This window comes from Sphingomonas sp. RIT328 (genome assembly GCF_000632225.1).
GTDB lineage: Bacteria > Pseudomonadota > Alphaproteobacteria > Sphingomonadales > Sphingomonadaceae > Sphingomonas > Sphingomonas kyungheensis.
This window is the reverse complement of record NZ_JFYV01000055.1, coordinates 120,337-139,385: the sequence shown is the minus strand read 5'-3', so window position 1 is coordinate 139,385 and position 19,049 is coordinate 120,337. Positions and strand designations below refer to the sequence as shown.

The 19,049-nt window shown below is 68.6% G+C and carries 21 protein-coding genes and 1 pseudogene; 14 read left to right on the top strand and 8 right to left on the bottom strand.

Going from position 1 to position 19,049, the window contains the following annotated elements; translation table 11 throughout:
• The first annotated feature begins 117 nt into the window (after positions 1–117).
• The 4 genes from BW41_RS19115 (at position 118) to BW41_RS21145 (ending at position 2,871) form a co-directional block, all read left to right on the top strand.
• Positions 118–1,074 carry a threonine ammonia-lyase gene (locus BW41_RS19115; RefSeq protein WP_037536702.1) on the top strand — a complete coding sequence of 319 codons (957 nt, stop codon included), beginning with the start codon at positions 118–120 and terminating at the stop codon, positions 1,072–1,074.
• Between the two features lie 93 nt (positions 1,075–1,167).
• Positions 1,168–1,347, top strand: a complete 180-nt coding sequence (locus BW41_RS19110) for a hypothetical protein (protein WP_037536701.1) — start codon at positions 1,168–1,170, stop codon at positions 1,345–1,347.
• A 167-nt stretch (positions 1,348–1,514) separates the two neighbouring features.
• Positions 1,515–2,468: a hypothetical protein gene (locus BW41_RS21150; protein ID WP_152542423.1), complete on the top strand. Its 954-nt coding sequence runs from the start codon at positions 1,515–1,517 to the stop codon at positions 2,466–2,468.
• A gap of 10 nt (positions 2,469–2,478) precedes the next feature.
• Positions 2,479–2,871 carry a hypothetical protein gene (locus BW41_RS21145; RefSeq protein ID WP_152542422.1) on the top strand — a complete coding sequence of 131 codons (393 nt, stop codon included), beginning with the start codon at positions 2,479–2,481 and terminating at the stop codon, positions 2,869–2,871.
• Between the two features lie 55 nt (positions 2,872–2,926).
• Here the strand turns inward: BW41_RS21145 and BW41_RS21915 are convergent.
• A pseudogene (locus tag BW41_RS21915) lies at positions 2,927–3,144 on the bottom strand (alpha/beta hydrolase); the annotation flags it as partial.
• Between BW41_RS21915 and BW41_RS21140 the strand changes: the two are divergent.
• Complete coding sequence (locus BW41_RS21140) at positions 3,141–3,530, top strand: hypothetical protein (protein ID WP_037536699.1); 390 nt, start codon at positions 3,141–3,143, stop codon at positions 3,528–3,530. The pseudogene BW41_RS21915 and the gene BW41_RS21140 overlap by 4 nt on opposite strands.
• Before the next feature lie 64 nt (positions 3,531–3,594).
• On the opposite strand, the gene BW41_RS19100 is transcribed toward BW41_RS21140, so the two are convergent.
• The gene (locus BW41_RS19100) at positions 3,595–4,251 is read right to left on the bottom strand and encodes an alpha/beta hydrolase (RefSeq protein WP_037536697.1); all 657 of its coding nucleotides are present in this window, start codon (positions 4,249–4,251) and stop codon (positions 3,595–3,597) included.
• Between the two features lie 90 nt (positions 4,252–4,341).
• On the opposite strand from BW41_RS19100, the gene BW41_RS19095 reads away from it, so the two are divergent.
• From BW41_RS19095 to BW41_RS19075, 5 genes are all read left to right on the top strand, one after another.
• On the top strand, positions 4,342–5,400 hold the full coding sequence (locus tag BW41_RS19095; protein WP_200870476.1) for an aminotransferase class V-fold PLP-dependent enzyme: 1,059 nt from the start codon (positions 4,342–4,344) through the stop codon (positions 5,398–5,400).
• The gene (locus tag BW41_RS19090; protein ID WP_037536694.1) at positions 5,397–6,476 is read left to right on the top strand and encodes a cysteine desulfurase family protein; all 1,080 of its coding nucleotides are present in this window, start codon (positions 5,397–5,399) and stop codon (positions 6,474–6,476) included. Before BW41_RS19095 ends, BW41_RS19090 begins: the two co-directional genes overlap by 4 nt.
• Positions 6,473–6,781 carry a 2Fe-2S iron-sulfur cluster-binding protein gene (locus BW41_RS19085; RefSeq protein WP_037536692.1) on the top strand — a complete coding sequence of 103 codons (309 nt, stop codon included), beginning with the start codon at positions 6,473–6,475 and terminating at the stop codon, positions 6,779–6,781. The genes BW41_RS19090 and BW41_RS19085 overlap by 4 nt, the downstream gene beginning before the upstream one ends.
• Positions 6,782–6,932: 151 nt before the next feature.
• On the top strand, positions 6,933–7,193 hold the full coding sequence (locus BW41_RS21670; protein WP_051583704.1) for a hypothetical protein: 261 nt from the start codon (positions 6,933–6,935) through the stop codon (positions 7,191–7,193).
• A 75-nt stretch (positions 7,194–7,268) separates the two neighbouring features.
• A complete protein-coding gene (locus BW41_RS19075; protein WP_037536773.1) occupies positions 7,269–7,598 on the top strand; it encodes a hypothetical protein in 330 nt (109 codons plus the stop codon).
• 19 nt (positions 7,599–7,617) lie between these two features.
• On the opposite strand, the gene BW41_RS19070 is transcribed toward BW41_RS19075, so the two are convergent.
• Positions 7,618–8,157, bottom strand: a complete 540-nt coding sequence (locus tag BW41_RS19070; RefSeq protein ID WP_373276469.1) for a glycine zipper 2TM domain-containing protein — start codon at positions 8,155–8,157, stop codon at positions 7,618–7,620.
• Between the two features lie 88 nt (positions 8,158–8,245).
• Entirely contained in the window at positions 8,246–10,531 is a 2,286-nt protein-coding gene (locus tag BW41_RS19065) for an ATP-dependent helicase (RefSeq protein WP_037536690.1), read from the bottom strand.
• A gap of 153 nt (positions 10,532–10,684) precedes the next feature.
• Here BW41_RS19065 and BW41_RS19060 point away from each other — a divergent pair, with 153 nt between their 5' ends.
• Positions 10,685–10,996 (top strand): UrcA family protein, encoded by a 312-nt coding sequence (locus BW41_RS19060; protein WP_161773148.1) that lies wholly within the window; start codon positions 10,685–10,687, stop codon positions 10,994–10,996.
• A 186-nt stretch (positions 10,997–11,182) separates the two neighbouring features.
• Entirely contained in the window at positions 11,183–12,484 is a 1,302-nt protein-coding gene (locus BW41_RS19055; protein ID WP_037536686.1) for an MFS transporter, read from the top strand.
• A gap of 17 nt (positions 12,485–12,501) precedes the next feature.
• Here BW41_RS19055 and rsmD read toward each other — a convergent pair whose 3' ends face one another.
• Positions 12,502–13,038, bottom strand: a complete 537-nt coding sequence (gene rsmD / locus BW41_RS19050; RefSeq protein ID WP_037536684.1) for a 16S rRNA (guanine(966)-N(2))-methyltransferase RsmD — start codon at positions 13,036–13,038, stop codon at positions 12,502–12,504.
• Positions 13,035–14,546 (bottom strand): pseudouridine synthase, encoded by a 1,512-nt coding sequence (locus tag BW41_RS19045; RefSeq protein ID WP_037536683.1) that lies wholly within the window; start codon positions 14,544–14,546, stop codon positions 13,035–13,037. Before BW41_RS19045 ends, rsmD begins: the two co-directional genes overlap by 4 nt.
• A 116-nt stretch (positions 14,547–14,662) precedes the next feature.
• On the opposite strand from BW41_RS19045, the gene BW41_RS19040 reads away from it, so the two are divergent.
• Together BW41_RS19040 and BW41_RS19035 are read left to right on the top strand one after the other, a co-directional pair.
• Entirely contained in the window at positions 14,663–15,133 is a 471-nt protein-coding gene (locus BW41_RS19040) for a response regulator (RefSeq protein ID WP_037536769.1), read from the top strand.
• A gap of 289 nt (positions 15,134–15,422) precedes the next feature.
• Complete coding sequence (locus BW41_RS19035) at positions 15,423–16,745, top strand: AmpG family muropeptide MFS transporter (protein WP_051583719.1); 1,323 nt, start codon at positions 15,423–15,425, stop codon at positions 16,743–16,745.
• Positions 16,746–16,931: 186 nt separating this feature from the next.
• On the opposite strand, the gene BW41_RS19030 is transcribed toward BW41_RS19035, so the two are convergent.
• Entirely contained in the window at positions 16,932–17,360 is a 429-nt protein-coding gene (locus tag BW41_RS19030; protein WP_037536680.1) for a DUF6628 family protein, read from the bottom strand.
• 69 nt (positions 17,361–17,429) lie between these two features.
• A complete protein-coding gene (locus BW41_RS19025; protein WP_037536765.1) occupies positions 17,430–18,755 on the bottom strand; it encodes a bifunctional folylpolyglutamate synthase/dihydrofolate synthase in 1,326 nt (441 codons plus the stop codon).
• Between the last annotated feature and the right edge of the window lie 294 nt (positions 18,756–19,049).

The window sequence follows — 19,049 nt, the reverse complement described above, 5'->3', positions numbered from 1 at the left end:
TTCGGCATACGGTGACAAAAGCTGCCTTGCGGTTGGAAGTCCCATGGGGCAGCGGAAGCGCGATTTATGGTCGTCGGCCCCCCATGTAAAGTGGGTTGGCGCATGAAAGGACGAAAAGTGACGTTTTTGCGACAGCCGACGGCGGCAGGGGTCCGGGACGCCGCGGACAAGGTCGCCCGCATCCTCCCGCCGACCCCCATTTTTCGGCGCGAAATCAACGGCTTGAATGTGACGTTCAAGGCCGAATCGGTGCAGCCGATCGGCGCGTTCAAAATCCGCGGCGCCTGGCATCGACTGACCGCGCTGGACGAAGAATCGCGGCGCCGCGGCGTCGTCGCTTTCTCGTCGGGCAATCATGCGCAGGGGATCGCCTGGGCGGCCCGGCGGCTGGGGATCGCGGCGACGATCGTGATGCCCGCCGATGCGCCCCGCGCCAAGCTGGAGGCGACGCTCGCGCTCGGCGCCGAGGTGGTGCGCTACGATCGCGCCGGCGAAAGCCGCGAGGCGATCGCCGCGCGACTCGCCGAGGCCCGCGGCGCGACCCTCGTGCCGAGTTTCGACGATCCCTGGGTGATCGAGGGGCAGGGCAGCGCCGGCATCGAAGCGGCGGCGCAGATGGCGGCGCTCGGGCTGCCCGCGCCGACTCAGCTGGTGATCCCCTGCGGTGGCGGCGGCCTCGCTGCCGGCGTCACGCTGGCGCTGCGCGACGCCGCGGTGACGGTGGTCGAGCCGGAGGGGTGGGACGACATGCGCCGCAGCCTGGAGGCGGGATGGATCGAGCCCGTCGGCACCAATCCGCCGCCGACCGCCTGCGATGCCTTGCAGACGCAGCGCGTGTCGCCGCTGACCTTCGACGTGCTGGCGCGACGCGGCGCGACCGGCGTCGCGGTCAGCGAGGCGGAGATCGCGGCGGCGCAGCGCTGGGCGGCGGAACAGCTGCGGCTGGTGATCGAGCCGGGCGGCGCGGTCGGACTGGCGGCGGTGCTCGCGGGCAGGGTGACGGGTACATCGCTGCTGGTGATCCTGTCGGGCGGCAACGTCGATATGGCGGCCTATGCGCGGGCGATCGGCTGACCGGTCACAGGGCCGAAGCGTCGAACGGGCGAGGGGGCGCAGCGGCGCCCAGCGAGGCTCGACACGGCGGCCGAGCCGCGGCACCATCCCGCGATGCAAGGTCTTCTTCTCTCGATCGCCAAGGCCGCCCCGGCGATTGCGATGCTCGGCTGCTTCGCCTGCCTGATCGGCGGCGGCGCGCTGCTCGCCCGCGGTGGCGATCGCAAGAAGGCCGTGCTGCTGCTGGTAATGGCAGGGGTGCTGCTCGGCAATGTGGTAATCTGGCAGATGTAAGCCGCGAGTCGGGTCGATGTCAGCGGGTTGCTGATGCCGCCTCCGGAAGAATATCGTCCATCTGAACAATGCTTTCGGCCGACGCCACCAAAATGGACGCTGATAGGCTTTGCCTTGTTGGAAAATGTTGCTGATATGTTCCCGCCGTAACCCAGCGAGGTGACGGCATGCACTTATCGGTTGAGGAACGAAGACGAGCGATTTCGAGATGGTTACGGACGGGGTTTTTGCCCGTTGCGAGATTGGCGGGCGGACTCGAGCTCAAGTTCAATCCCTATCACGATCCACGTAACGGGCGGTTCACGTTCGCGACCGGTATCGGAGCGGGGATCGAAGAGCATTACGGCGGGCAGGGACCGCGGCTTGGCCGGGGCGGCAATAGCCGAGCTTTTGAAGACCCGATGACGGTCGAGCAGGCGTTTCCGGAACTGCATGGTCCACTGTGGAATGGTATCCAAGCCTTGGCGCAATCGACGCTAGATATATTTGGACCGGCGGCAGAGGCCCAAATCAATATTCTGGATAACCGCTCGAAAGAGGTCTTAAAAGAAATAAAGAAATTAGATCCTAATTTTGTTTATCAACAAATTTATTCTCCGCAACCCAGCGTGGAGGCGAGTGCGGCCAGGTTGGATGACCTTATGATGTGGCGGGCAGCGACTTATCTTCGAAAGACAGGCAACATAGAGCCGCTAAAGACAGCGATGATGGTTCGAATGCAAAGAGAGATCGATCAAGCAAAAAGAGAAGGTGACAAGCTGCAAAAAGCCGGCGAACTGAAGTCGCACGGTGTAAATGATCAGATGAGGCTCGGGAATTACGTCGACCGGAGGGTTCGGGGTAACATCAGAGGCGCTTTGAACTGGTATGGCATCAAGGCTGCCGCGCGAGGGCGTGTCAGGATAAATCGAAGACTTTACATCGACGGGCAAGGCCGATCGTATGGTATTCCCGACGTTATGGTAGACGATCTAATTATTGAGGGCAGTCTTCAAAGAAAAACGATGAGCGCTGCTCAGCTTCGCCGATTTGCTAAGGGTTTGCCGAAGCCACGCCATATCGCGGTAATGACGCCGTCCGAAGCTGGCTCCGCCCATACCTATGTCTACAAAATACCTTGAGGAGGTACTCATGAACCCGAGAGAGACGTACGGCGATAGGTTATATATCCCTGAAAATTTAAGCGAAATTCAAGACCTTATTATTGTGATGGCTAACGAAGCGCCTTTCTTTAAGGTAGTTACCTTTTACGGCTATCCTAAAACAATCGATAATGAATTCTTTCGTCTTCGGGAAGGATTGCAAGCAGTCGAGAACAAATTAGGCGCGGCGAGGTATGCTAAAGCAGCAGGTCTGACCGATAGAGCAAAAGCCTTGTTCCTGGCGGACCCGCAATCGGCGACGGGGGACGCTCGTAAAGGCGTCACGGCGCTGATGGAGGTATACGATATCCTCGAAGAAGTGAGGGGAGAGCGATATCATGCCGGCATTCTCGATTTCGAAGGTATTTTGAGCGGCGACTGAGCGTCGTTTTCGGGCAAGCCGCCGGGGCCGCGTAATCGTGGTCCCGGCGTCTGCCTCATCTGATCAGCGAATTCGGATCAAGCCGCATGTCGAGATATTTGTCGACCGAGCGCATCAGCTCCGGCGTCTCGTTCTGGAAGAAGTGGTTGGCCTTCGGGATCGTGTCGTGATGGAGGTGATGTGCTTCTACGTGCGCAATTTGTCGACCAGCTTCTGCGTCGCGCCGGGGGTGACGACCTCGTCGGCCTCGCCCTGGATGATGATCCCCGATGAATTTTAGTCGAAAAGTAAACTCAAGGTACCAGCCATCATCGCTTGATGAAATTCAAGATTATCTTTCAACGCTGGTTACCGCCGCGCCATCTTTTGTTTTCAAGGATTGGTGGGCAACGGATCGTACAATCGATAGCGAATTCGCTGTGCTCGGTGAAGCGCTGCAAAATGTCAGGGAAGAGCTAGGAGAGGCGCGGTACGCCAAGGCGGTCGACCTTGCAGCGCGGGCGAAGGCGCTGTTTGTCGATGATCCCGGTGACGATAATGGCAAGACAGTGATTGGCTGCCATCTGCTATGGGATATCGACGATATTATTGAGGAGTCATACAAAGAGCAACCTTCCGCGTGCCCGTCAAACGACGAGGGGCAGGTCACCGAAGACTGACGCATTGACCAACGGAAACGGCGACGATGCGGGCTCGCCGTCAACCGGCGAGCCCGCCCACAAATCACCGTATCGGCGAATTCGGATCCAGCCGCATGTCGAGATACTTGTCGACCGAGCGCATCAGCTCCGGCGTCTCGTTCTCGAAGAAGTGGTTGGCCTTCGGTATCGTGTCGTGATGGATGGTGATGTGCTTCTGCGTGCGCAGCTTGTCGACCAGCTTCTGCGTCGCGCCGGGGGTGGCGACCTCGTCGGCCTCGCCCTGGATGATGATCCCCGACGACGGGCAGGGGGCGAGGAACGAAAAGTCGAACATGTTGGCGGGCGGCGCGATCGAGATGAAGCCGCGGATCTCCGGCCGGCGCATCAGCAATTGCATGCCGATCCAGGCGCCGAAGCTGACCCCGGCGATCCAGGTGGTCGACGCCTCCGGGTGGAAGCTCTGCACCCAGTCGAGCGCGCTCGCCGCGTCGGACAATTCGCCGATGCCGTTGTCGAACGTGCCCTGGCTCTTGCCGACGCCGCGGAAGTTGAAGCGCAGCGTCGCGAAACCGCGGCGCTGGAAGGTCTTGTACAGCTCCTGGACGATGCGGCTGTTCATCGTGCCGCCCGCCGCCGGGTGCGAATGGAGAATCATCGCCACCGGCGCGCGCGGCCGCGGAGCGGGGGCGAAACGCCCTTCGAGACGGCCTTCGGGGCCGGGGAAAATCACTTCGGGCATGGGTCTCGCCGCTGCTAAGGGGCGCGCTGGGAGCGCGGATCGTTGCGCGCTATATAAGCGTCAGGCTCCGTCACGCAATTGGAACGAACCCTGTCGCATCGTATCTATCTGGATCACGCCGCCACCACCCCGGTGATCGCGGCCGCGCGCGAGGCGATGGCGCAGGGTGTCGCGCTCTGGGCGAATCCGTCGTCGCCGCATGCCGAGGGACGCGCGGCGCGCGCGGCGCTCGAGGGCGCGCGGCGGCGAATCGCCGCGGCCTATGGCTGGACGGGCGAGACGCTGCTGACCAGCGGCGCGAGCGAATCGCTGCACATCGCGCTCGGCCGGTCGGTTCTGCCGCGGCGAATCATCACCGCGGTCGAACATGATGCGGTGATCCGCGCCGCGGGCGATGCCGCGGTCGCGCCGGTCGACGCCGCGGGCGTGGTCGATCGCGCGCGGCTCGCGACGATGCTCGACGGACCCCCGGCGCTGGTCTGCGTGCAATGGACGAACAGCGAGACGGGGGTGCGCCAGCCGCTTGGCGAGATCGCCGCGCTGGTCCATGCGGCGGGCGGGCGGCTGCTCGTCGATGCCGCGCAGATGCCGGCCTCCGGCGAGGTGGCGGCGTTCGCCGATATGGTCGCGCTGTCGGCGCACAAGCGCGGCGGCCCGCCGGGCGTCGGCGCGCTGCTGGTCCGCGATCTCGCGCTGCTCAGCCCGAGCGGCGGGCAGGAGCGCGGCTATCGGCCGGGTACCGAGAATCTGCCCGGCGCGCTCGGCTATGCCGCGGCGCTCGATGTCGCGGAGCCCGATCATCAGCCGCTGCGCGACCGGCTCGACGATGCGATCCTGCGCTCGGGCGGCGAGATTGTCGCCGCGGCGGCGGTGCGCCACCCGGCGATCGGCTCCTACCGGCTGCGCGGGGTCAAGGCGGCGGCGCAATTGATCCTGCTCGACGGCGCCGGCTTCGCGATATCAGCGGGCAGCGCCTGTTCGAGCGGCAGCATGAAGCCGAGCCACGTCCTCGCCGCGATGGGCTGGAGCGAGACCGACGGGCGCGAGGTGATCCGGGTGAGCTTCGGGCGAGACACCGATACCGCGGCGGTCGACGGCTTCGTCGCCGCCTGGCGGCAGATGGCGCGGACGACCCGGCGCGCGGCATGATCTACCTCGACTATCAGGCGACGACGCCGCTCGCGCCCGGAGCGCTCGCCGCGATGCTGCCGTGGCTCGAGACGCAGCACGCCAATCCGCATGCCCCCCACCGCGCCGGCCGCGCCGCCAAGGCGGCGGTGGAGGTCGCGCGCGATGCGATCGCCGCGCAACTGCCGCCTGGCGGTTCGCTGCGCTTCACCAGCGGCGCGACCGAGTCGCTCAACTGGGCGATCAAGGGCACGCGCGGCGGCATCGTCACGCTGGCGAGCGAACATGCCGCGGTGCTCGACACCGTCGCGGCCGAGGCGGCGCGGGGGCGGGCCGTGACGGTGCTGCCGGTCGGACGCGACGGACTGATCGATCTCGCCGTGGCGGCGGCGGCGATCCGGCCTGGCGTCGGGCTGGTCGCGGCGATGCTGGTCAATAACGAGATTGGCGTGATCCAGCCGATCGCCGCTTTGGCCGAACTGGCGCATGCGGCGGGCGCGCTGATGCTGTGCGACGCGGTGCAGGGCTTCGGCCGGGTCGCGATGCCGCCGGGCTGCGACCTGATCGCGCTGTCGGCGCACAAGATGCACGGCCCCAAGGGGATCGGCGCCTTGTGGGTGCGCGACGGCGTGGAGCCGGAACCGCTGCTCCACGGCGGCGGGCAGGAGCGGGGCCGTTCGGGCACGCTGTCGCCCGCGCTGTGCGCCGGCTTCGGCGCGGCGGCGGCCTTGCTCGGCGCGGAAGGCGAGCGGGACGCGGCGCATGTCGAGCGTCTGTGGCAACTGGCAGTCGACGCCTTGCCCGGCTGGCGGATCAACGGCACGGCCGCACCGCGCTATCGCGGCAACCTCAACGTCGGGCGCGACGGCCTCGATGTCGCGCGGCTGATGAGCGAGTGTCGCGATCTCGCCTGTTCCGCCGGATCGGCCTGCGCGAGCGGATCGGGCCGGTCGAGCCATGTGCTGCGCGCGATCGGCCTGTCGGAGGGGGAGGCGCGGTCGAGCCTGCGACTCGGCTTCGGGCGCTATACCGACGAAGCCGAATTGCGCGCGGGGCTGGCGCTGATCGTCGCGGCGGCGGCACGGCAGGGGCTATGATCCGCGTCGTCTTCGTCGGGCCGGACCGAACGGCGCGATCCGCGGCGGGCGAATCGGGCACGCGGCTGCTCGACGTCGCGCGGGGCGCGGGCGAACCGCTCGAGGGGACGTGCAACGGCGACATGGCCTGCGCGACCTGCCACGTCATCGTCGCGGCGGAGGATTTCGCACGGCTGCCGCCCGCCCGCGACGAGGAGGAGGATCTGCTCGATCTCGTCCCCGATGCGACGCGGACCAGCCGGCTCGCCTGCCAGATTCGGCTTACTGCGGCGCTGGATGGGCTGACCGTGCGCGTGCCGGCGTGACCGGGCAGCAAAGCTGACATTCGTACAACCGCGGGTTCAGGCCGCATGCAGTGCCGGGGGTGCAGGGTCGCGCCATGCCCATAAACGGGCGTGTCAGGAGTAACCCATGAACTTCATTGCGTGTTTAGGGGCCGCTGCCCTCGGGATCGGGATGCTGGCAGGGGCCGCGCCGGCCGAGGCGCAGCGTTATGGCTACGACCGTGGCTACGACCGTGGCTACGATCATGGCGGCTATCGCGGCCATGGTTATGGTCGGCATGACGGGCGTCGTTGGCATGGCGGTCCGGGCTATCGCGGCTATGGCTATGATCGAGGACCGCGCTGGGGCGGCCGCGGCTATGGTCGCGGGCGGGTGGTATGCCGGATCGAGCGGGGCTATTATGGCCCGCAGCGTCGCTGCTTCCGCGTCTGACGTCGTCCACCGGAAACACCGGCGGCGCGAAAGCGTTCTTGCTGCGATGCAACACGAACGTTTATGGTGCCGCCGATGACTACTTCAGCCAACGGACCGACCGGCCCGGTGCCGACGATGTTCGAAGCGATCGTGCGCCAGCTTGCCGTGACCGCCACCTATAACAAGGGGACGGTGACGATCGCGCCCCATATCCTCTACACCCGTCACGGCGAGATCTACGTCGATGCCGTGACGATGGAGCGCGACGGCAAGCCGCCACGCGAGGAAAAGGTCGGCACCTTCAAGATGGACGGGCTCGGCGCGCCGACGCTCACCGACACGCGCTTCACCCCGAGCAGCCTGTTCGAGCCCGCGGCCGAAAAATATGAGGGCGTGACGCTGATGGCGGTCGAGCGCAGCTGACGCCCGACCGCCGTTCGGCTCAGCGGCAGCGGATCTCCGCCTGGTTCTGATCGATCGCCTTGCCGGCGAGCGCGCCGACCGCGCCGCCGAGCAGGGTGCCCACAATGCGGCTGTGGCCGCCGTCGATGACGTTGCCGAGGATGCCGCCCGCCGCGCCGCCGGCGATCAGCCCGGTGGTGCCGTCGCTGCGCTTGCAATAATAGCGGCCGTCGGTGCCCGCATAGACGCGATCGTTGGCGCTGAGCACGCGCTCCTGCGAACTCGGCCGGTAATAGCGCGACGGGTCATAGCCGTTTTCGTAGCGGTCGCCGTCGCGCGGGTCATAGCGCTGGTCGTCATAGCCGTCCGGCACCGGCGCCTGGCGATAGCCGCCCGGACCGGGAATGCCGCGCAGCGCGCGATAGCGATCGAATTCGGAACGGTAGCGCGCAAGCTCGGCGTCGAAGCGCTGCTGCGCGGCGGCGAAGCGCGCATCGTCCGCGGCGGACTGGGCGGCGACCGGCGCGGCAAGCGTCGTCACCAGCGCGGCGGACAGCAAAAGCGACCTAAACATCGTCATGATCCTTTTCCGGACCCGCTGAGTCGGGTCCGCCCCGGTCATACGCCGATCCGCCCTTGGCGGTTCCTGAACGAGGACGGCGGCCGGATCAGCCGATCGTGACGAACGTGTCCATCACGCGCTTGCGGCCCGCCGCCTCGAAATCGATCTCCAGCTTGTTGCCCTCGATCTCGGCGATCGCGCCATAGCCGAACTTCTGATGGAAGACGCGCAGCCCGACCGACAGGTCGCTGCGTCCCTTGTTGCCGATGCTCACCGCGCTCGCGCGGCTCTCGACCACCCGCGTCGGTGCGGTCGAGAAGCCCGAGGCGGCGCCCGCCGCGCGCTGCCAGCCGGGACCACGACCGGTGCCGCGGCCGACATCGGCGAAGGGATCGGCGCGCTCGCTCCAATTGGCGCGCCACAGGCTCTCGCCGCCCGACATCGTCGTCTCGGCGTCGATATGGTCGCCGGGCAGCTCGCCGACGAACCGGCTCGGGATGCTCGACGTCCACTGGCCGTAGATGCGGCGGTTGGCGGCGTGGAGGATCGTCGCGCGGCGCCGCGCGCGGGTGATCGCGACATAGGCGAGGCGACGCTCCTCCTCGAGGCTCTTGGTCCCGCCCTCGTCGAGCGAGCGCTGCGAGGGGAACAGCCCCTCTTCCCAGCCGACGAGGAAGACGGTGTCATATTCCAGCCCCTTGGCGGCGTGGATCGTCATGATCGTCACCTGCGGGTCCTGGACGCCGCCCTCCTTGTCCATGACGAGGCTGACATGTTCGAGGAAGGCGCCGAGCGACTCATATTCCTCCATCGCGCGCACGAGTTCGGACAGGTTCTCGAGCCGCCCCGCCGCCTCGACCGACTTTTCCGCCTGCCACATCGCCGTATAGCCGCTCTCGTCGAGCAATTGGCGGGCAAGCTCCGCGTGCGGCAGGTCGCGCGCCATGTCGCGCCAGCGGGCGATGTCGCCGACCAGATTGCCGAGCGCGCGGCGCGCCTGCGGCGTCAGTTCGTCGGTGTCGAGGATGCGCGCCGCGGCATGGGTCAGCGGCAGCCGCTCGGCGCGGGCAAGCTGGTGGATCTTGGCGAGCGCCTTATCGCCGAGCCCGCGCTTGGGCACGTTGACGATGCGTTCGAAGGCGAGATCGTCGGCGGGCTGGTTGACGACGCGCAGATAGGCGAGCGCGTCGCGGATCTCGGCGCGCTCGTAGAAGCGGAAGCCGCCGACGATGCGATAGGGCATGCCGATCGCGATGAAGCGATCCTCGAACTCGCGGGTCTGATGCTGGGCGCGGACGAGGATGGCGATGTCGTCGAGGCTCTTGCCGCCGCGCTGCGCCGCCTCGATCTCCTCGCCGACGCGCCGCGCCTCCTCGGGGCCGTCCCATACGCCGACGACGCGGACCTTCTCGCCCGCGTCGAGCTCGGTCCACAGCGTCTTGCCGAGCCGGCCGCCGTTATTGGCGATCATCCCCGATGCGGCGCCAAGGATATGCGGCGTCGAGCGGTAATTCTGTTCGAGCCGGATCACCTTCGCGCCGGGAAAGTCCTTTTCGAACTTCAGGATGTTCTCGACCTGCGCGCCGCGCCACGAATAGATCGACTGATCGTCGTCGCCGACGCAGGCGATGTTCTTGCGCGCCTGGGCGAGCAGCCGCAGCCACAGATACTGGACGACGTTGGTGTCCTGATATTCGTCGACCATGATATATTTGAACCGCTCCTGATAGGTGCGGAGCACATCGGGATGCGATTTGAGCACGGTCAGCATGTGCAGCAGCAGGTCGCCGAAATCGCAGGCGTTGAGGCTGCGCAGCCGCTCCTGATATTGCGCATAGAGCTCGCCGCCGCGCCCGTTGGCGAAACGCTCGCTTTCGCCGGCGTCGATATCGGCGGGGACCAGCCCCTTGTTCTTCCAGTCGTCGATCAGTCCGGCGAGGCTGCGCGCGGGGAAGCGCTTCTCGTCGAGGTCGGCGGCAACGATCAGCTGCTTGAGCAGGCGAAGCTGGTCGTCGGTGTCGAGGATGCTGAAATTGCTCTGCAAGCCGACCAGTTCGGCATGGCGGCGCAACATCTTGGCGCCGATCGCATGGAAGGTGCCGAGCCACGGCATGCCCTCGACCGCGTCGCCGACCAGCCGGCCGACGCGCTCGCGCATCTCGCGGGCCGCCTTGTTGGTGAAGGTGACGCTGAGGATCTCCGACGGCCACGCCTTGCGCGTCCACAGCAGATGCGCGAGCCGCGCGGTGAGCGCCGCGGTCTTGCCCGTCCCGGCGCCGGCGAGCATCAGCACCGGCCCTTCGGTGGTCAGCACGGCGTCGCGCTGCGGCGCGTTGAGCCCGGCGAGATAGGGCGGGTCCTGCAAGGCGTTGGGGGCACGGAGATCGGTCACCGGTGAACAGGTAGGGAACGGCGTTCGCACGGGCAAGAGTGAAGGTGGGCGGCGGCGATCATCCCGCCCGGCGCGGCGATGTCGGCGACCGAGTGCCTCTATAAAGCACAAGCCGGCCGAGAGACCTTCGGATGGGCCGGCAGGAGGTCCCCGATGATCGTCTTTCCCTTATGTGTTGCGGCGCTCACTGCGACGCCATCGTCCACTGCGGCGACCGACCCGTCGCCCGACCGCCGGATCGTGCAAACCAGGATCATCACGCAGGATCTCGATCTGCGAACGCCGGAAGGGCAACGGCGCTTCCGCGCGCGGGTCCGGTGGGCGGCGCAGAACCTCTGTGGCACGATACCCAAGGATATCACCGTCGCGATGGACGTGATGCGCTGTATCGGTGAAGTCCGTCGCGACGGAGCGCAGCAACTGGCGAAGGTGACCGGTCAGACGGTGGGCGGGACGGACCGATAGAAAAATCGGGGCAGTCGCCTGGCGACCGCCCCGTAGTTCAGGGAGGTCGACCGACAGGGGAGGCGGTCGACAGTCGCTACCCACAGGGGGAGAGGAGCAGCGACCCTCTCTGTCTAGACGCGCTTTGTTGCGGATGGATTTCACTCATGTTGCGCATCGGCCTTTTTTCCCGACTAGAGTGGGGGGATGACGTCGATTCCCGTAACCCCGCCGCCGCCTGCCTCGCCGCGCCGTATCCTCACCGCCAGCCTCGTCGGCACCGCGGTGGAGTTTTACGACTTCTACATCTACGCGACCGCGGCGGCGCTGGTGTTCGGCGACCTGTTCTTCCCGGCGACGAGCGGCACCGCGCGGCAGATGCTGAGCTTCGCGAGCTTCGGCATCGCCTTCATCGCGCGGCCGGTCGGCGCGATCGTCTTCGGTCATTTCGGCGATCGGATCGGCCGCAAGTCGACGCTGGTCGCCAGCCTGATGCTGATGGGCGGGTCGACGGTGGCGATCGCCTTCCTGCCCACCTATGCCCAGGTCGAACAGGCCGCGCCGCAGATGGGCTGGCTCGCGCCGTTGCTGCTGTGCCTGATGCGGCTTGGTCAGGGTTTCGGACTCGGCGGCGAATGGGGTGGCGCGGCATTGCTCGCGGTGGAGAATGCCCCGCCGCACCGCCGCAACACCTGGGGGATGTTCCCGCCGCTCGGCGCGCCGGTCGGCTTCCTGATGGCCAATGGCTTGTTCCTGATCCTCGGCCTGTGGCTCGACGAGGCGCAGTTCCGCGCCTGGGGCTGGCGGCTGCCGTTCCTGATCAGTGCGGTGCTCGTCGTGCTCGGCCTGTGGGTGCGGCTCAAGCTGACCGAGACGCCGGCGTTCGTCGCCGCCGAGCGCGCCGAGGCCCTGCCCAAGGTGCCGATCGCGACGTTGTTCGCGTCGCACAGCCGCGCGGTGCTCGCCGGCACCGGCGGGGTGATCGCCTGTTTCGCGCTCTTCTATCTCGCGACTGCCTTCGCGCTCGGCTACGGCACCAAGACGCTGGGCTACGGGCGGGAGGCGATGCTGGGCGTCGAGCTGGTCGCGATCCTGTTCCTCGCCGCGGGGGTGATCGTCGCCAGCCTGCTCGCCGACCGGCGCGGCGCGCGCGGAATGCTGGTGATCGGCTTTTGCGGCTGCATGGTCGCCGGGCTGGCGATGGGGCCGATGCTCGGCGCGGGATCGCTGTTCGTCGTCTTCCTGTGGCTCGCCTTCGCGCTGTTCGTGATGGGCTTCGCCTATGGCCCGCTCGGCGGCTGGCTGCCGAGCCTGTTCCCCGCCGGGGTGCGCTACACCGGCGTGTCGATGACCTTCAATCTCGGCGGCATCCTCGGCGGCGCGCTGGCGCCGATCGCCGCGGAGGCGCTGGCGCAGCGCGGCCTCGGGTGGATCGGCCTGTATCTGGTCGCGGCGGGGCTGCTCAGCCTCGCCGGGCTGATGCTGTTGCGCAAACCGGCCGGGGCCTGAGCCGCCGCCGCGGTTCGTCAGCCCTGCCGCAGCAGGGTGAGCCTCGCCTTGCCGTGCACGCGGCTGGCGTCGATCGCATAGCCGGGCGGCGCGATCTCCTCCGCCTTGGCGGTCTCGATACTGACCCAGGTGGCGGGCGCGATCCAGCCGAGCCGGGTGAGCTTGTCGAGCGCGACCAGACCCGCGCCGGTGCCGTAGGGCGGATCCATCATGACGAGATCGAGCGGCGCCGGCGCCGGGCCGAGGCCGAGCACCGAGCCGGCGCGCACGTCGCCGCGCGTGCCGAGTCGCGCGAGATTGGCCTTGAGCGCGTCGAGCGCCGCGCCGTCCTGCTCGACGAACAGGCAGGAGCCGGCGCCGCGGGACAGCGCCTCGATGCCGAGCGCGCCCGATCCGGCGAACAGATCGGCGACGGCGAGCCCGTCGAAGCTGCCGAGCCGGCTGGTCAGCATCGAGAATAGCGCCTCGCGCGTCCGGTCGGCGGTCGGGCGCGTCGCATCGCCCTTGGGCGCGACGAGCGGGCGGCCCCGCCATTGGCCGGCGATCACCCTCATCGTTTGCCTCCCTTCGGCCCGCCGCGTGGCGCGCCGCGCCCCCCCGCCGGCCCACGCGGCGTGTCGGGGCGCGACGGCCGCGCCGGGCGACCGTCGGCACCGCCACCGGAGCGTCCACCGGCCGACCCGCCGCCGGTTCGCGCCGGCCTGCCGCCGCTGCGCTGCGGCTCATCGCGGCGGGGCGTCTCCTGCTCCCACGGCTTGCGCGCCGAGCCGCCGGTCGGCACCGGCCGCGCGTCGCGATCGTCGCGGCGGAAACGCCCACGCGGATTGTCGCGCGCGCCGTCACCGGCCGGCATGCGCTCCGTATCACCGCGCCGGATACGCGCCGGCTGCCCGTCGCGCGCCGCACCGGTGGTCGGCCGCGTCGATCGTGTCTCGGTCTCACCGCGCCGACCGCGTGCCGGCTGCCCGTCGCGGGGTGCATTACCCGTCGATGACCGAGCCGGCCGCGCCTCGCGCTCGTCGCGGCGCGGCCGGCCGCGCTGGCCTTCGCCGTCCGCTGTCGTGCGCATCTCGCGCCCCTCGCGCAGGACGGGACGCGTGCGATCCCCGGTCGCGCCGGGGCGCGCCGGACGCGGCGCGATGCCGCTCGCGGTCACATCGCTGCGGCGCGGCGCGCGGGCGGCGCCGCGTCCGGCGGCCTGTGCCTCGCGCGGGGCGGGCGCGTCGATCGGGCGCGGGCGGGCGCGGGCCGGGCGGACCGCGCCCGGCGCCGCACGGAAGCCGTCGCGCGGCGGCTCGATCAGGTCCGCCTCGGGAACGCCGCCCTTGAGCGTGCGACGGAAGGCGACGATCTCATGCTGCTTGACCTCGCCGATGCCGCCCACCGGCAGGTCGCCGAGCAGAAAGGGGCCATAGCGGGTGCGGATCAGCCGGCTGACCTGCAGGTCGAGATGTTCGAGCACCCGCCGCACCTCGCGGTTCTTGCCTTCGGTGATGGTGATCTCGATCCAGACGTTGGCGCCGGTGCGCCGCTCGATATTGGCGTCGATCGGGCCGTAGCGGATGCCGTCGATCTCGATCCCGTCGGCAAGGTCCTCCAGCTGCTGCTGCGTGACATTGCCGTAGGCGCGCGCGCGATAGCTGCGCTCGACGCCGGTCGCGGGCAGTTCGAGCTGGCGCTTGAACCCGCCGTCGGTGGTGAGCAGCAGCAGCCCTTCGGTATTGAGGTCGAGCCGGCCGACCGGCACCAGCCGCGGCAGATCGTCGGGCAGCCGGTCGTAGATCGTCGGCCGTCCCTTGGGATCGCGTTCGGTGACCAGCAGGCCGGTCGGCTTGTGGTAGAGGAACAGGCGGGTCGGTTCGGCTTGCGCGACCGGCTCGCCGTCGACGGTGACGCCGTTGAGCGAGCGCAGCACGGTCGCGGGGGTGTCGAGCACCGTGCCGTCGAGCGCGACGCGGCCGTCGGCGATCATGCGCTCGATCTCGCGGCGGCTGGCGATGCCGGCGCGGGCGAGCAGTTTCGCGATGCGATCGCCGCTGCGGGGTTCGGAGGATTGGGCCATGGCGCGGCCATAACGCGCATTTGTCATGGCAGCGAAATTATTTGCGTCCGATCCGAGTACGGCGCGTTATCCTGCGGAGGCGTAATCACTTGTGCGGCGCCAGGCGGAGCGTGGCGATGTTGTTCGGAAGGAAGAAACGTTCGATCGTCCGGGTGCTCGTCGTCGAGGACGAGCCGCTGATCGCCTTCGACACCGAACATCTGCTGAGCGACGCGAGCTATCAGATCGTCGCCACCGTCGACCGCGTCGCCGAGGCGATTGCGGTGCTGCGATCGGACTCGGACGTCGACCTGGTGCTGCTCGACGTCAATCTCGCCGACGGATCGGGGCTGGATGTCGCGCGGGCCGCGGGAGAGCGCGGCGTCGCGGTACTGTTCGTCACCGGCAATTTCCCCGCCGAGGCGATGGCGCTCGCCGCGGGCTGCCTCGCCAAACCCTATCAGCAGCGTGACCTGATCGGCGCGATCGAGGCGATCGAAGCGAACATCGCCGGCCGCAAGACGCGGCGGCTGCCGACCGGCTTCCGGCTGTTCGCGATCCCCGATGCTGCGCCCGTCGCGCCCGGGCCGGAGATCGATGCCCGCTGACCGCCGGGCGAAGACCGGTTCGCGCCGAGGCGCGGAGGGCGCAGGGAAGCTTTGCATAGCCACACGATGACGCACGCCGGGCTGGTGGCCCGCGGGCGGCATGGGCTGCCCACAAGGGTTCTGCGCCCTCCGCGCCTCTGCGCGAACCGAGACCTGCACAGCCGGACCGGCGTCACCGCCAAACCCGCTAGGCGCGGGCAAAATTGGCGCTAGTGTCGCGGCGATGTTGACCGGCACCAATTTCTATTTCGTTATCGTCGCGGCCGTCACGGTGCTGCTCGTCGCGCTGATGCGTCGATCGGCGGCGATGCGCGCGCGGCTCGCCCCGCTCGCGCCTTATGCCGAGCGCGGCCCGGTCGCGGTGTTCTTCATGGGCATATCGTCGGGACTCGCCTTCACGATGATCGGCGCGACGCTGACCACGCGGCTCAAGCAGGACGGGCTCGACAAGAGCACGATCACCGCCTTCACGCTCGGCTTCCTCGTCTACAATCTCAAGCCGCTATGGGCGTGGATGGTCGATGGCGTGCGGCTGCCGGTGATCGGCCGGCTGGGGCAGCGGGTGTCGTGGGTGCTGCTCAGCGGCGTGCTGGTGATCGCCGCGATCGTCAATCTCGCGCTGGTCGATCCGGCGGCGAGCCTGCAGGCGACGATCGTCGCGACGATCCTCGTCGGCTTCGCCGGCGCGACCTATGACATCGTCATCGACGCCTATCGCATCGAGACGCTCGAACCCGAGCAGATGGGCGTCGGATCGGGGATGACGCAATATGGCTGGAAGATCGGCTCGGTGCTCGCCGGCTCGCTCGCGCTGGTGATCGCGGCACGAGCGGACTGGCACGTCGCCTATCTTGCCTGCATCGTCTTCGCGCTGCCGGCGATGGTGGTGGCGGTGACGCGCGGCGAGCCGACGCGGCGGCGCGAGCCGGTGCGGCGCCGCGGGCTCGCCGAGCTTGGCGCGTCGATCGTCAGCCCGTTCGCGGAATTCTTCCGCCGCCACGGCGCGATCATCATCCTCGCCTTCATCCTGCTCCACAAGATCGGCGATACGCTGGGGCAGCAGGCGCTGCGGCTGCTGCTCGACGATCTCCGTTTCAGCAACGACGAGATCGCGCTCTACGACGTCGTCATCGGCTTCTGGGCCTTCTGGGTCGGCATCGCGATCGGTGGCGTGCTCTATGCGCGCATGGGGCTCAAGCGATCGGTGATGCTCAGCCTGATCCTGATGATGGTCTCCAACGCCGCCTTCGCGCTGCTCGCCGGGGCGGGGCACAGCAATATCGGGCTCGCCGGCGCGATGGCGTTCGAGAATATGTCGAGCGGGATCGGCGGCGTCACCGTCGTCGCCTATTTCTCGGCGCTGTGCGACCTGCGCTTCACCGCGGCGCAATATGCGATGATCTCGGCGGCGGCGAGCATCGTCGGCCGCGTGCTCACCGCGACGACGACCGGGCGGCTGGTCGACAGCTTCGGCTATGTCGCCTTCTATTGGGGGACGACGGTCGCGGCCTTGCCGGGGGTGCTGCTGTTCTGGTGGATGTGCCGGTCCGGCTTGATCGACCGGTCGATCGGCAGCGCGGGCGTCGTCGGCGAGGGGGACGTGCGGGACTAGCGCCCCGATAGGCGCGCTCCTGTTCATCCCGCTCGAATCGGTTAGCGTCCAGCGGCACGGAGGAAGGCGTCGCCGGGATTGTGGCCGCGCCTCGTGCGGTGGAACGGACCACGGCCTCCCGGAACGCCGCCCCGCCGCGTCCTCTGCGCCAACCCCTTCAACAGCAGCCGTGAACGCCGCGACCGCCTAGACGCAGATCGGCCGCCCATCATCGGCGAAGGCGGTCGCGACGGCGGCGACGCTCGCCAGCACCGAATCGACACGCCGCACGCCGAGCAGGTCGCCGAGCAGCAGCCGTGCGCTGTCCGGCGCCGTCTCGACCCGCGCGAGGATGGTGAGCAACGCGCGCTCGGCGGCGGTCATCCGCGCGCAGCAGCAGGGCGCGATCGCGATCGTCCCTGCCGCGGTGCCGGCGAGATCCGCCATCAGCGCGCGCATCAGCACCAGCGGGCGGCGGAACTCCTGGCCGAAGGCGGTGAATAGCGCATGGCTCGCCCGCGCATCGTGCAGCCCCTGCGCCCCCATCCGCCGCAGCGCGAACAGCGCGACACGCGCATTGGGGCAGGCCGGCAGTGCATAGGGCAGGGCCGCGACGGTGGTGGTGAGATCGGACATGCGGGGCAACTCCTGAGGTCGCGCGCAGTCTTCTCTGTCCGCTATTGCAAGTCAATCGCAATCGTGGCGTCAGGCAGGATACTCGTCGTTGGCGCGGAGCGCTTCACCGGCCAGGTAGAGCGAGCCGGCGATCAGCACCACCGGCGTGTCGCGTCGCGCGAGCTGGCCGAGCGCGTCGGGCAGGTCGGCAGCGACTCCCGCGCCGACTCCCTGGCCGGCGGCGAGCGCGGCGAGCGTCGCGGGCGCGTGATGCGCATGCCCCGGCACCGGCACCGCGATCACCTCCGACACCGACGGCGCGAGCAGTCGCAGCACGCCCGCCGCATCCTTGTTGGCGAGCATGCCGAGTACCAGCCCGACCCGCCGCCCGCGCGCGATGCCAGGCAGCGCCTGCGTCACCGGCATCGCGGCCGAGGGATTGTGTGCGCCGTCGAGCCACAATTCGCTTCCGGCCGGCAGATGCGCGTGGAGCGGACCGGGGGCGAGCCGCTGCATCCGCGCCGGCCAGTGCGCGCCGTCGGCGGCGGCGCGCATCGCCGCGAGTGGCACGGCCACCGCCTGCTGATGGCGCAGCATCGCCAGCGCGAGCGCGAGATTGCGCGACTGGTGTGCGCCGACCAGTCTCGGCCGTGCGGTGGCGATCGTGCCGGCGGCGTCGCGATAGCGCAGCGAGGTCCGCGTCGTGTCGCTCCACCAGTCGACGGTGCGGGCGACGACCGGGGCGCCGGCCGCCGCGGCGACGGCGGCGATCCGGGCGCGGCAGGCGGTGGCGTAGCGCATCGTCACCAGCGGCACGCCCGCCTTGGCGATCCCCGCTTTCTCGCCGGCGATGTCGATCAGCCGATCGCCGAGAAATGCCTCATGATCCATGCCGAGCGCAGCGATGCCGGTCACCGCCGGCGCGGCGATGACGTTGGTCGCATCGAGCCGGCCGCCGAGCCCGACCTCGACGATCGTCGCCGCGGCCGGCGTGCGCGAAAAGGCGAGGAAGGCGGCGGCGGTGGTGACTTCGAAGAAGCTCGCGCCGATCGCATCCGCCCCGTCCCCGGCGGCGTCGAGCACCTCGGCGAGCAATGCGGCGAGCGTCGCATCGTCGATCAGCCTGCCGGCGATGCGGATGCGTTCGTTGAAGCGGACGAGGTGCGGGCTCGAGAAGACATGGACGTCATGCCCCGCCGCCTCGATCGCCGCGCGCAGGAAGGCGCAGGTCGATCCCTTGCCGTTGGTGCCGGCGACGTGGAACACCGGCGGCATCGCCCGATGCGGATCGCCGAGCCGGGCGAGGAGCCGGGTGATCCGCTCCAGCCCGAGCACGTCGGCGCCGGGGGACAGCGACCACAGTCGGTCGAGTTGCTGCTGGACGGCGGTATCGGTGGAGGTGGCGTGGTCTGGCATCGTGTGGGTCGGTCTCGGGTCGCCGCGCGCCATGGGGTCTCGTCGCGCCCGCCTTAGGCGAACGGGTGGGGGAAGTCGATCCGGCGGCATGGCCAAACCGGTGCTGTCGCCAGGGCACGGACCGGTCGCGACGAGGATCTGCCGCTAACGGATCGACGCTATCTGGCTCAGCAGGCCCACGCCCCATCCTCCGCACCACCCCGGCGAAGGCCGGGGTCCAGTTGGGAGACTGCCGTGAGGTCCCAAAAGCGTCGCGGAACTAGACCCCGGCCTTCGCCGGGGTGGTCGATGGGG